At 47.8% G+C, this 12,184-nt stretch carries 11 protein-coding genes and 1 other annotated feature; of the genes, 6 read left to right on the top strand and 5 right to left on the bottom strand.

Annotated elements, in window-relative coordinates:
* Positions 1 to 13 precede the first annotated feature (13 nt).
* The 4 genes from serA to SB752_RS04900 form a co-directional block, all read right to left on the bottom strand.
* Entirely contained in the window at positions 14 to 1,597 is a 1,584-nt protein-coding gene (serA, locus tag SB752_RS04915) for a phosphoglycerate dehydrogenase (RefSeq protein ID WP_410714595.1), read from the bottom strand.
* Positions 1,590 to 2,744 (bottom strand): pyridoxal-phosphate-dependent aminotransferase family protein, encoded by a 1,155-nt coding sequence (locus SB752_RS04910; protein ID WP_410714594.1) that lies wholly within the window; start codon positions 2,742 to 2,744, stop codon positions 1,590 to 1,592. Before SB752_RS04910 ends, serA begins: the two co-directional genes overlap by 8 nt.
* 78 nt (positions 2,745 to 2,822) lie before the next feature.
* Positions 2,823 to 3,069 (bottom strand) — a binding site (T-box leader).
* A 370-nt stretch (positions 3,070 to 3,439) separates the two neighbouring features.
* Positions 3,440 to 3,646, bottom strand: coding sequence for a ferredoxin (locus SB752_RS04905; protein WP_031305339.1), 207 nt, complete (start codon positions 3,644 to 3,646; stop codon positions 3,440 to 3,442).
* A 103-nt stretch (positions 3,647 to 3,749) separates the two neighbouring features.
* A complete protein-coding gene (locus tag SB752_RS04900) occupies positions 3,750 to 4,667 on the bottom strand; it encodes a hypothetical protein (RefSeq protein ID WP_410714593.1) in 918 nt (305 codons plus the stop codon).
* A 119-nt stretch (positions 4,668 to 4,786) separates the two neighbouring features.
* On the opposite strand from SB752_RS04900, the gene SB752_RS04895 reads away from it, so the two are divergent.
* The 6 genes from SB752_RS04895 (at position 4,787) to SB752_RS04870 (ending at position 11,236) form a co-directional block, all read left to right on the top strand.
* The gene (locus SB752_RS04895) at positions 4,787 to 5,905 is read left to right on the top strand and encodes a YpbB family protein (protein WP_410714592.1); all 1,119 of its coding nucleotides are present in this window, start codon (positions 4,787 to 4,789) and stop codon (positions 5,903 to 5,905) included.
* Positions 5,902 to 7,413 carry a RecQ family ATP-dependent DNA helicase gene (locus SB752_RS04890; RefSeq protein ID WP_410714591.1) on the top strand — a complete coding sequence of 504 codons (1,512 nt, stop codon included), beginning with the start codon at positions 5,902 to 5,904 and terminating at the stop codon, positions 7,411 to 7,413. Before SB752_RS04895 ends, SB752_RS04890 begins: the two co-directional genes overlap by 4 nt.
* Entirely contained in the window at positions 7,368 to 8,012 is a 645-nt protein-coding gene (locus SB752_RS04885; RefSeq protein ID WP_410714590.1) for a CPBP family intramembrane glutamic endopeptidase, read from the top strand. Before SB752_RS04890 ends, SB752_RS04885 begins: the two co-directional genes overlap by 46 nt.
* The gene (locus SB752_RS04880) at positions 8,009 to 8,659 is read left to right on the top strand and encodes a LysM peptidoglycan-binding domain-containing protein (protein WP_410714589.1); all 651 of its coding nucleotides are present in this window, start codon (positions 8,009 to 8,011) and stop codon (positions 8,657 to 8,659) included. Before SB752_RS04885 ends, SB752_RS04880 begins: the two co-directional genes overlap by 4 nt.
* A 60-nt stretch (positions 8,660 to 8,719) precedes the next feature.
* Positions 8,720 to 9,643 carry an NAD(P)/FAD-dependent oxidoreductase gene (locus SB752_RS04875; RefSeq protein WP_410714588.1) on the top strand — a complete coding sequence of 308 codons (924 nt, stop codon included), beginning with the start codon at positions 8,720 to 8,722 and terminating at the stop codon, positions 9,641 to 9,643.
* A 990-nt stretch (positions 9,644 to 10,633) separates the two neighbouring features.
* Positions 10,634 to 11,236: a genetic competence negative regulator gene (locus SB752_RS04870; protein ID WP_049740144.1), complete on the top strand. Its 603-nt coding sequence runs from the start codon at positions 10,634 to 10,636 to the stop codon at positions 11,234 to 11,236.
* 74 nt (positions 11,237 to 11,310) lie between these two features.
* Here SB752_RS04870 and SB752_RS04865 read toward each other — a convergent pair whose 3' ends face one another.
* Positions 11,311 to 12,054: a PIG-L deacetylase family protein gene (locus SB752_RS04865; protein WP_410714587.1), complete on the bottom strand. Its 744-nt coding sequence runs from the start codon at positions 12,052 to 12,054 to the stop codon at positions 11,311 to 11,313.
* Positions 12,055 to 12,184 lie beyond the last annotated feature (130 nt).

Genomic DNA, 12,184 nt, shown 5'->3' with positions numbered 1-12,184 from the left:
AGGATTACTCGTATTATAGCTCGATTTGCGTTACGCTCTTCACTTCAGCGAGCTCGCCCATCGTGTCTAACAGCTCTGCTGTCAACGGCTTGTCAACAGAAAGCATCATGATCGCATCTCCGCCTATGTCACGACGACCCACCTGCATGGTTGCGATGTTTACGCCGTTTTCACCGAGGATAGAACCGACACGGCCGATAACACCTGGACGGTCATTGTGATGGATGTACAGCAGGTAGCCTTCTGGAGCTACGTCGATCGCGAAATCATCGATTTTCACGATACGCGCACCGTATCCGTTTAAGCGAGTTCCGGCAACCGTGCGTGTTTCCTGCGTTGTTTTGAGTGTTACGGTCAGCAGGTTGGTAAAGCCTTTGTTCTGAGCTGCTTTTTGCTCTGTAACGGTAATATCACGTACTTTAGCCAGCAGCGGCGCATTCACAAAGTTTACTTCTTCACCCAGGCGGAAAGAGAGGACACCCTTCAAAACCGTACGAGTAAGAGGAGCTGTATCGACCTCGGTTAATTCACCGCTGTACTTGATTTGGACTTCCGAGATAGAGCCAACTGTTACCTGCGCCAAGAAATGACCAAGTTTTTCTCCCAAAGTGAAGTATGGTTGTACTTTTTCCATCACGTGAGCCGGGATCGATGGAAGGTTTACGGCATTTTTGAATGGCTCTCCACGCAATACCTTCAAGATCTCTTCGGATACGTCAACAGCAACGTTTTCTTGGGCCTCAATAGTCGAAGCACCCAGGTGTGGAGTGGTCACGACTTGTGGCAGTCCGACCAAAGGATTATCGACTGGTGGCTCTACTTCGTATACGTCCAGCGCAGCACCGGCTACCTTGCCGCTTGTAATCGCTTCGAACAGTGCTTTCTCATCGATGATACCACCGCGTGCGCAGTTGATCAGACGAACACCGTCTTTCATTTTTGCAAACTCCTTGGTACTGATGATGTAGCGAGTTTCCTTGGTCAATGGGGTATGCACGGTGATGAAGTCAGCTTGGCGGCTAATCTCATCTACAGTTGCGTTGGTCACGCCCATTTTTTGTGCGCGCTCTTCGGTCATGAACGGGTCGTATCCCATGACTGTCATACCGAAAGCTTTGGCACGCTTTGCTACTTCGGAACCAATGCGGCCCATTCCGATGATACCGAGTACTTTATTATTCAGCTCGACACCTTGAAAGCTTTTGCGATCCCAAGTGCCGTCAACGAGCTTTTTATGTGCTTGTGGGATGTTGCGGGCAACTGCCATCAGCATGGCAAACGAATGCTCCGCAGTAGAGATCGTGTTTCCATCTGGAGCGTTGATGACTGGGACACCTGCTTGTGTCGCAGCGTTTACGTCGATGTTATCGACACCTACACCTGCACGGCCGACTGCCTTGAGCTTTTTACCTGCAGCGAGAACTTCTGCCGTTACTTGTGTTTGGCTGCGTACGAGCAGGGCATCGTAATCACCGATGACGTCTAGCAGCTCGGCAGGGGAGAGGTTCGTTTTACGAACAACTTCTACATCAGATGCGTCTAGCAGTTGTTGGATTCCGTATTCGCTGAGTGGGTCAGTAATCAGTACTTTATACATGTGCGATGAGCACCTCCTGAGCAGCTTTGACACCGGCACCCAGTTCGACTGGAGCGCCAATTTGATGGAGCGACATTTCGATTGCAGAAATGACTTGCAGTACATCGAGAGGTTCGCAATAGCCCATGTGGCCGATGCGGAAAATCTTCCCTTTCAGATGCTGCTGACCACCGGCAATGGTGATGTTGTATTGCTTGGTAAGAACCTTGCGGAGCGCTTCCGCATCGAATGCGCCTTGTGGATCACACGATGTAACCGTAGTAGCACCGTAAGCATCTTCTGCCATCAAAGGTACGTTCAAGGCTCTCATAGCTGCACGAGTCATGTCGCGCATCAGCTCATGGCGCTTGATAACAGCTGGCAAGCCTTCCTCGTCCAGTATATCCAACACCTCGGCGAGTCCAAAAACGAGCGAGACAGCTGGTGTATACGGTGTCGTTTGATCTGCCATGCTTTTACGATAAGCTTTGAGGTCGAGGTAGAAAGCTAATGTTTTATTTTGCTCAATCACTTTCCATGCACGCTCACTTGCTGCGAGGAAAGCGAGACCAGTTGGGAGCATGAAAGCTTTTTGCGAGCCTGTTACGACGATGTCTACGCCCCACGCATCCATTTCGCAAGCGACTGCACCAAGGCAGCTAACAGCGTCAACGATGAAAAGAGCGTCGGATTGCTGGCGAATCACTTGTGCCAATTCAGCAATCGGATTTTGGACACCAGTAGAGGTTTCGCAATAGGTTGCAAAGACAGCCTTTACTTGTGGCTTTTCTTTGAGGAAAGCTTCTAGCAGTTCAGGAGTAACAGCCTCGCCCCAGGCAACCTCCAAGCGATGGGCGGTGATACCATAGCGCTCGCAAATTTTCGCGAAGCGTTCACCGAAGGCACCGCTTACGAGGATAGCTGCTTCATCACCTGGCTGCAACGTATTCACTACGCCCATTTCGAGAGCGCTGGTTCCACTGCCGGCGAGAATATACACATCCTGCGTCGTTCCGAAGTAAGGCTTCAGTCGTTCAGCTGTGCGAGCGAACAAAGCAGAGAACTTGCTGCTGCGATGTCCGATCATTGGTTGGTTCATCGCCTGCTGAACGCGAGGGGGGATAGGGGTTGGACCCGGAATTCTCAAAATCATTTTGTCAGTAAACATAGCTTTCTCTCCTCCTAGTTCTATACAAGCATGCAACAAAAAAACCTCCCGTTCCCACACTGCTCCTATTACGGAACAGTGAGGGACGAGAGGCTTGCTTCGCGGTGCCACCCTCATTTGCCCTTCTTCTCTCAAAGAAGAGCCTTGGCAGGTACATGACCTGAAGAGATAACGGATCTACCGTTCGCGTCTACTGGACAAATAATAGTCTGTTCGACGCAACAACTCGGAAGTGCTTATCTGCGAGTGGAACCACCGATTTGCAGCGACCATCGGCTCTCTGAGGGTTTCCATGTACACAGCTTTTCTTCGTCATCGTTGTTCACGTATTTGTGTTTCGTAAGATTTGTACTTACGATATCACGGCAAAAAAGTAACGTCAAGCACTAAAACAAGAAAAAATGAACATTACCAAAAAAATATCATTTATAGTTCGTGAATAATATAAACTATAGAGTGTTTAACAACCGAAAAACAAGTAAAACACGAACGTTAAGATATTTATCTCACAAAAAATGGGAAAAAGTCAATTTAATGTTCGTGTTTTCCTTACAGCCTCATCTTACCTAAAATTTAAGAAAGAGGGAATGAGAAAATGCTGATCATATGTTCAGTGGAAATGGGAAAGCTAGAAAAAATGAAAAACCCCTCACGCACAAGTGTACGGAGGAGTTTTTGTCATTGTAGAAGGAATCCTATTCCACTTTAATAGAATCGGTCGGGCATCCTTCTGCAGCGTCACGGACGTCGTCTTGAAGGATATCCGGGATTTCAACGCTGTTTGCATTGTCATCCAGCTTGTTGAATGCAAGGCCCTCATCGTCGTAATCAAAGACGTCAGGAGCTGTCGCGCCACAAGCACCGCACGCAATACAAGTATCTTTATCTACCCATGTTGTCATCGTGGTTTCACCTCCCATTACGAAGTGGTACGTCCACTATCATAGATCATTGTATGCTCTTGCTGACAAGATTTCAAGATAGAATCAGTCTAAAAATGTACGACTACCTGTAGAGAGGGATTTCTGGAGCCTTTAACCCTGAATAAAGTCTCCCATTTAACACTTTAAAGTCTCCCGCGTGGACGGCATCTGTAGCGTTTACCAGCTTGATTGCAGACGCAAAATCTTTGATTCCAAGCGTTTGCGCGTCATTGGATGAAACCAACATATCGAGGCGCGCGGTCAGATCCTCAGGATTATAATTCTGCCACTGCTTGTCTGCTGACATGGAAGCTGCTGCCAGATACGTACGGAAGTGAAACGGATACTGCTTCCACTCTGCTGTGCTGACCGAGGATGGCAATTCTTTTGGCAATGGCTGTTTGGTAACGTATGCCGATTCCCATACAGCAAAAGAGTGATAAACCCTTTCTTGAGCAGTCAGCCAATTGTTGTTGAATAGCGTCATTCGGGCATCGATTTCGGTTGGTGTTAGTGCATTACTATTCTGGTCGCTACGCACATGCTCCATACTATCCAAATACGCCCGGATACTGTCTGTAAAGAGATTGTGTGCCTGTATTAACAAGGGTGAGGTAGGCAGAGGAACGTTCTTTTCCAATTCTTTTTTTGTCTGCTCGGCCATTTTGACTAATTGCTTGAGCGATTCAGACTGTTCCTTCTTGCTCATTTGTCCCCATTTTTCCATCGTGTTGAAATGGGCCTGCTTCATATCTAGCACAGGTGCGTATACGGCATAATAAAAACGAATAAAGTCCTGTTCACTATAAAGCTTCTGCTCACGTAAAAGTTTTTCCTTTTCAGCCTCTTTTTGCTTGGCTTCTAAAACAGCTGCTTGCTCGGCTTCAATTTTTGTCTTCATATAATGTGCGCCGAAAAAAAATCCACCAACCCCACAAGCAAGTGTTATGATGATCATGTACGCCATCATAAATTCTGATTTATTCAACCTTTTTGTCATAAAATCCTCCAAATAAAAAGTGCAGCGATTTTGTAGTCTATGCCATATGTAAGGTGTAACATATAGAAGATGCTGCCATAATCGTAAAGACATATAGAATGATAGCTAAAGGAGTACGAATGAACAGTCATAACAGTGCTGGCGAGGAGCTGGATTTTCTTTGCCTGATTGCTTTAAATGCAATGCTTCCTCTTTCCAACGAGCGAACGCTTCAGGCAGCCTTTTACATATTGCGAGGCCGTAAAGCCAATCAAACTCTGCAGGACGTGCATTTGTACAGCCTTTATCCGTATTATCGGATGTTTCCTCGTTTTACAAAAGAGGGTTGGGATAAAATTGTTTCAACTTTATTACAAAAAGGGTTCATTCGGACCGTAACAAGAGACGAGCAAACAAAGAAATCAACATTTTGGGTCACACAAACCGGCAAGGAATTTGCAGAGAAGGAGTCTGATCGTTATCAGCTGAATTTTTGGCTGGCTCCTTTTAGCCAATCAGACATGGCTGAGCGGCTTGGCCTGTTCTGGTTGAGACTGCATCTTCTTGTACAGACCGTCTCCCATTTGCTTGTAAGAGAGCTTGGCTTCGTTCCTATCGTCTCGGACAAGCGTACACAAATGTGGGTTCGCTCCCAGCTTCAGGATCAAGTGTCGAGAGAGAGGTGGCGGGATCAGCTGGAGGAGGAGCTGTTCGAGCTGCTGCATCCGTTGCCGATTGAAGCGCAGGAGTTGATTATCTTGCAGCTGTCAGGAGCGGATCAGGTTGGGAAGACGCTGGGACAAATTGCTCAGCAAAAAAGAGAAACGCCATCCTACCTACAGCTTCCATTTCGCTTCGGGCTTGCTGCATGCATCCTGAGATTACAACAGGAACCCGAATGCTTTCCTTTGCTTTCCCGACTCGTCATTCAAACCCATAAGTTTGACTCTCGCCTCACAGACAGTGCGGCAAAGACGTATCAGCTGATTCAACGAGGATTGGGCAAGACTGAGGTGGCGATCAGGCGGAATATCAAGGAAAGCACAGTTGAGGACCACCTAGTTGAGATGGCCTTGCGCTGTCCGGAATGGGATTATTCCGACTATTTATCAGAAGAGCTCGGTGTTCATATTGTTCAAACGAGTGAACAATTGCAGACCAGCCGTTTGCGGATGATAAAGGATCAGCTTGATGATTCGGTCTCCTATTTGCAGATTCGTCTGGCCTTGGCCAGGAGACAGGGGGAGAAGGCTAAGTGAGCGATTTGTTACACAACACGTTAAGCAAGCATTTTGGTCATGCTGCTTTTCGGCCGGGTCAAGAAAAAATGATCAGACAGGTGATGTCAGGACGAAATGTTCTTGGGTTATTGGCAACAGGAGGGGGAAAATCAGTAACGTACCAGCTGCCGGCTCTGCTTTTACCGGGAATCACGGTTGTCGTTTCCCCGCTCATTTCTTTAATGATTGATCAGGTACAGCAGCTCCGTGCACGAAATAAAATTCCTGCTGCCTACGTAAACAGCTCACTAGACCCGGCAGAAAGCAGAGAGTTGCTCCGAGAGATTGCCGCTGGAACGTATCAGCTGCTGTACGTATCTCCAGAAAAGCTACAACAGTCTTACGTCCAGGAAGTCCTCAAGCGAGCACGTGTATCACTGATTGCGATTGACGAGGCACACTGCATCTCGCAGTGGGGGCATGATTTTCGAACTGATTATCTTCGTTTGCCGGATGTGATTAAAAACGTGGGCAATCCCCCTGTTTTGGCGGTGACGGCAACTGCGACCAAAGCTGTGCGGGATGAGATTTGTGATTTATTGCATATCGAAGCAGAAGATGTGGTTGTCCAGCCTCTGAATCGGGCAAACATCGCTTTGGATCTTGCCGAGGTGCAGGACGAGGGTGAGCGACGCCGGCAAGTCATAGATCTAATGAACAGCCTCCAGGGGCCAGGTATCGTTTATTGCAGCACCAGACAGGCTGTAGATGTGTTGACTGCCACTTATCAGCTTGAAGGCAGCAGACGTGTGCACGGATATCACGGAGGTATGAACAGTATGGAGAGGATGCTGATTCAACAGCAATTTCTTTCTGGGGACCTGGATATTATCGTAGCCACGAATGCCTTTGGAATGGGGATTGATAAGTCGGATATCCGTTTTGTCATCCATTATCAGCTGCCAGCGAGCATGGAGGCGTATGCTCAGGAAATTGGCCGGGTCGGTAGGAATGGAGAGCCAGGGTATGCCCTTCTTTTCAGTTCGATGGAAGACGTACATATTCATCAGCACATGCTGGACCGCGAATATCCGACTCAGCTTCAGGTTCAGCAATTTTGCCAGCTGTTGTCAAAAGGTATCTCCATAACCAGCGAGGTGCTGGCTTCCGTGGACATGTCAGAAGAAATGGCAGGGATGCTATCCTTCTATGCTGAAAAAGCCGGGTATATCTCAAAGCCTGGAACTTCCATGCCATACGATCAAGAGAAGGCTTTGCATATTTGGCAGGATACCCAGGTGAGAAAAAGGCAAAAGCATCAAAAACTGTTTGGCATGCTTGACTATGTACAGAATAATCAGTGCTTGCGTCGTAGTCTCAATCATTATTTTGAGGAAGCCGAGTACACCTTTACTCTTCAGTGCTGCGTCCATTGTGGTATGGATCGCGCGGCTTACGCTGGGGATATCCCCCAGACGCAGGAAAAGAAAGATGAAAAACCATGGAATTTACGGCAGGCGTTGCAAACTCTTTTGCCGAAAAGATAAAAGGAGCGATTACATCAGTGAAGTACGGTGGGCAAGAGATTGACGAAGCTACATTGCGGCTGAATCTCTGGCTAACGCAAGGACTGGTTTTGATAGTGGCGGCTGGCAGCAGCTTATGGGCACATGGGATCCAAGGAACGATGGAGTTGTTTCGGTTCCCATTATGGTCTAGCCTGACTTGGTCGGGGTGTGTCATTGCTGCTATTGTTCTTGTTAGTATCGTGATGGATAAATATTTGCCCAAGCGCTGGCAGGATGATGGAAGTGTGAACATGCGAATTTTTGGCAGCATGACGCCTGTGACCACGCTTCTTGTATGCATGGCGGTTGGCGTAGCTGAAGAATGGCTGTTCAGAGGCGTCATCCAGACGTTTGCCGGGAATTTTTGGACCAGTCTGCTGTTTACGCTAGTGCATGTCCGTTATGTAACGAAACCGCTGATGATTATAAGCGTCTTTGGTACTAGCTGGCTACTAGGCATGCTTTTTACTTATTCGGGTTCGCTTTGGTCACCGATTGTGGCTCACATTGGAATTGATCTGCTGTTGGCTTTTTATTTGCAGGCCATCATGAAAAAGGAAAAGGGGGAGAAGAAGTGAATCTAGAGCCGAATCAATTGCCACCTCGCCGCTCCCGGAATACGCAACGGAAAGTCAATTTCTCGTTTACAAAATGGGTCCGGTCGGGTCTGGTCGTGTTTGGCGCCGTTTTTTTCGGGGTAATCCTGGTCGAACTATATCAAGCACAAGTATCCCACGAAGCGGCGAAGCTCGGTACACCAACGCTTACGGTAAGTGAGCCGACTACTGACAACATCGCTTCAGCAGGACAAGCAGAGAATGTTGCTGGCAAAGCCTTGGGAGCAGCAGCGTCAACACCAACCGTACAGGAAGGAAAGACCACTCCTGAGACAAAAGTGGATGCAAAAATCGATGTACCGCCCGTTTCGACGTCCCCTTCTGTCCAGCCAGTATCGCAACCAAGCACTTTTGCCGAGCCCAAATCCACACCGATTGCAAATGTCCCGGCAAAGCAGAACAATGCGACTGTAGCTCCGGCAACGACTCCGGCCCCTAAGCCAAAAGTAATCAGGCATGTAGTGCAAAAAGGCGAGACGCTGTACATGCTGTCACGCAAATATTACGGGAACAACTTGAATGTTTCGCGTATTGCAAAGTACAATGGCTTTCATGCCGATACACAGCTTACCGCTGGTAAAATCGTGATGGTGCCGTTAGCGCCGTAATGGTGCAGCCATTTTGGGGAAAGCTAGGACGAAATGGCTGCGACAGGTGGGGTGCTCGTGATGTATGATACAATAATCATCGGTGGAGGCATTGCAGGTTTGCAAACTGCCATCCAGTTAGCCAGAAGCTTGCGACGTGTTGCTGTTTTGGACATACCGGGGGGGCGGTCTTCCGTAGCCAAAACGTATCGCAACATCCTCGGTTATCCCAAAGATGTAAGTGGAGACAAGCTGCGCCGCTTGGGGCGGGAGCAAGCTACACAATACGGTGCACACATGATTGAGGATGAAGCTGTGTCTTTGCGGGCGAGAGGCGATGACGAGTTCATTGTCCAAACGAAAAATGGAGCAAACCCACTAGTGGCCAGGACAATCGTGATGGCGACGGGTATTCGTGATCCCTTCCCATCGATTCCGGGTATAGAGGAGTGTCTGGGGAGCTCTATTTTTTTATGCCCGGATTGTGACGGCTATGAAAGCGTCAGAGAACCGATCGCTGTGATTGGAGCAGGACCGCAGGCGGTAGTGATGGCGGATGAACTTTCTCATTATACAAAGCAAATCACGGTTTTGAACCATACGGGTGCTCTGACTTCATTAGATGATTTGGAGCGACTAAAAAAACAAGGCTTTGCTTTTTATGATCAGAAGGTGCAGAAGCTGTTACATAATGGCGGCCAGTTAGCTGCACTTGAGCTTGCATCTGGAGAGATTTTATGTGTGACGAGAGCCTTCCTCGCTGTTCCTGGAGCTGTTGTCCAGACAGGTCTGCTACAAGGCTTCAAGGTACATGTGAATGAAAAAGGGCATGTGCGGACCGATCCAAGAACCAAAGAAACGGATCATCGCAATATATGGGCGGTCGGAGATATTACACTTCATTCACAGCAGGTGGCCATCGCGATGGGGGATGGGGCACAGGCTGCCATCTGGATACAAAAGCGGCTACGTGAAAGCGATCATTTCCTACAAGCCAAAAGCTAGCGCCGTGCAGCGGCGTTTTTTTCTGTGAGGTTTCTTATACTTGTTTCAGGAACCCGAACTAGCAGGAATCAATATAAATGTGGAGAAAGAAACGGTAGTGGGAGGCACCATTTTTTACTAAATCAGAAAGTATAAACTAAACGAAGCTGCCTCCTGATTTAGCAAGAATAACCTACCGATAAAACGCGGTCGCTCCTCCTTGAGGAGGCCCCGATAGAGGTTTTCTTACCGTGTAGGAATTTATAAGTGCGCGGCGCTTATGAATTTTGGAGCGCATGAAAACCTACCGATAAAACGCGGTCGCTCCTCCTTGAGGAGGCCCCGATAGAGGTTTTCTTATGGTGATCGTAGGAAGAAGTTTATTGATGGGACTATTCGCGTGGATACTGGGCAATGGAGCAATGCTCATATTTCCTGCCAAAAGTCTTCACCTGAACAGCGTCGGAGTCTGGATCTCCATGTTGATGTTTTCACCGGTAGAAACATTTCTGTCTTTCTTGATGTTCGTAATGGCCACGCTGCTTTTGTTTGGCTTACTGCACTTTCACATCAGTCAATATTTTTATCAAAAATATACGCAAAATGTGTGGCTACATGTCCTATTATGCTTGTTCTCTGTATTTGTCCTCGTGGTGCAAATGATGAAAATGCCCGTTGCAACAATGACGTTGATGATAATGCTAGGAGTATACGCAACGGCCTCTGGAGGGCAGCTTTTCCTGGGAAAGCGCAGGAATTGACAGCGTACAACAAACTATTCTTTTCAATGGGCTTAATCGACAAGCGCGTGCGAAAGTGCACGAATAAGGGCGTGAGGTGTCACGTGACTATGTTCCAGTAAGTAAATGTGATATGATAGGACTACCCCGGATTTTCCAATGTGCTAAAAAATGGATGAATACTACCAGCTATTCGTCGGAAAATGCGGAGAACTCTTACAGGCTTACCATCATATTTTATAGTACGACTGGATGGCGAGGAGGGACAGTCATGCGTGTTGAACGCCTTGGTCAAGACAAAATACGAATCTTTTTAACGTTTGACGACCTGTCAGAGCGCGGGATAGAGAAAGAAGACATGTGGCGTGACATTCCTAAAGTTCATGAACTGTTCAACGACATGATGGAGCAGGCTTATCACGAGCTAGGTTTTGAAGTATCAGGGCCTGTTGCAGTTGAAGTGTTCGCCTTGCCAGCTCAGGGAATGGTCGTAATAGTAACGCGCGGCAAAACCGGCTCAAAGGACGGGAAGGAAGAGGGAGAATACGAAGACGAGGACGTCTATGAACTAGAGGTCACTTTAGAAGAAAGCGATCTGATTATGTACGCCTTCCGCGATTTTGAGCACATGGTTGAAGCTGCTCATCGTGTAAATGCTCTTTTGACTAACGGGGGCTCTGCCTACTTCTACCAGGGCAAATATCACCTGGTTTTGGAAGAAGTTGATCTGGATCAGGAGCGTTATCACAAACTAATTGCGATCCTTTCTGAGTACGGGGAAGCGACACCGACAACGATCTACGTTTTGGAAGAGTATGGTAAGGTTGTCGTAGCCGACGATGCAGTAAAAGAAATATGCAGGCATTTCACCTGATGAGCGGTGAGGGTCTGGGGAGATAAAACAGCACCTAGTCATCCAACTAGGTGCTTTTGCTGTTTTTTTGAGGCTTATTTGATTCCGGAAAAGAAATCGTCCTCCTTCCCGGCGATCTCATAATCGGCAAGGCTGGTCCATGCGAGGATGTATTGATTGAGCGGTGGAACAGAGGCATATTCGCCAGTCGAGACACCAGGGAATACACGTTCGACGGATAAGTGCTGCGTACGATGCGCGCGCAAGGCTTCAGCTACTTGAGGACGATACTCAGGCCCAACTATCTCGGTAGTAATACTCTCGATTGGATCAGAGAAGGGTGGCTGGATGGCTCCGAAAGTACTATTCGAAGCCCGGGTTGCGTAATACAGCTTGCGAACTGAGGTGTTCTCCGGAAGGGAATGAATAGCTTGGGTAGTCGCCGCCGAGATAGCACGGTGATCAGGATGTCCAGATATGCCGTGTGGTGCAAAGGTCACCACTACCTCTGGTTGAAATTTCTCAATCGCAGTGTGAATATGATGGACTAACTCAGTAGAGGGTACCTCGCCCAAGTGCTTATCTTCATAATCAAGCAGTTCTACAGAGGCAAGACCAAGGATGGATGCAGCCATGCGAAGCTCCAGCTCTCTTTGCTGGGGAAGCTCCTCTACAGAACAAATAGGAGGATCTCCTGCTTTTCCGGCTTGCCCTCGTGTAGCACAAAGCAGATGCGAATGGGTGTTTTTATCCTGGGAATATTTGCTGATCGTAATGCCACTGGCAAACGTCTCATCGTCAGGATGGGCGTAAATAAACAAGATGTACCTTTTTTTCATAAAAACACCTCCATGAATAAACTTCCAAAGTCTTCGATACTATTATGGCATATATTCACTTTTTTCGTAATGAAACAGCTCTAGTTGGGTATGCTATTGGTACTCGAAAAGGGCGTAGTGTTGCTGGTTA

This window comes from Brevibacillus sp. SIMBA_040 (genome assembly GCF_046535075.1).
In the GTDB taxonomy this organism is placed as follows: domain Bacteria; phylum Bacillota; class Bacilli; order Brevibacillales; family Brevibacillaceae; genus Brevibacillus.
Note: the sequence above shows the minus strand (reverse complement) of the source record. Positions and strands in the feature narration are given on the sequence as shown.

Excerpts from the sequence above, each read along its gene's own strand:
- serA (WP_410714595.1), bottom strand. The coding sequence starts at position 1,597 with ATGTATAAAGTACTGATTACTGACCCACTCAGCGAATACGGAATCCAA.
- SB752_RS04905 (WP_031305339.1), bottom strand. The coding sequence starts at position 3,646 with ATGACAACATGGGTAGATAAAGATACTTGTATTGCGTGCGGTGCTTGT.
- SB752_RS04895 (WP_410714592.1), top strand. The coding sequence starts at position 4,787 with ATGAACAGTCATAACAGTGCTGGCGAGGAGCTGGATTTTCTTTGCCTG.
- SB752_RS04910 (WP_410714594.1), bottom strand. The coding sequence starts at position 2,744 with ATGTTTACTGACAAAATGATTTTGAGAATTCCGGGTCCAACCCCTATC.
- SB752_RS04875 (WP_410714588.1), top strand. The coding sequence starts at position 8,720 with ATGTATGATACAATAATCATCGGTGGAGGCATTGCAGGTTTGCAAACT.
- SB752_RS04885 (WP_410714590.1), top strand. The coding sequence starts at position 7,368 with ATGGAATTTACGGCAGGCGTTGCAAACTCTTTTGCCGAAAAGATAAAA.
- SB752_RS04865 (WP_410714587.1), bottom strand. The coding sequence starts at position 12,054 with ATGAAAAAAAGGTACATCTTGTTTATTTACGCCCATCCTGACGATGAG.
- SB752_RS04900 (WP_410714593.1), bottom strand. The coding sequence starts at position 4,667 with ATGACAAAAAGGTTGAATAAATCAGAATTTATGATGGCGTACATGATC.
- SB752_RS04870 (WP_049740144.1), top strand. The coding sequence starts at position 10,634 with ATGCGTGTTGAACGCCTTGGTCAAGACAAAATACGAATCTTTTTAACG.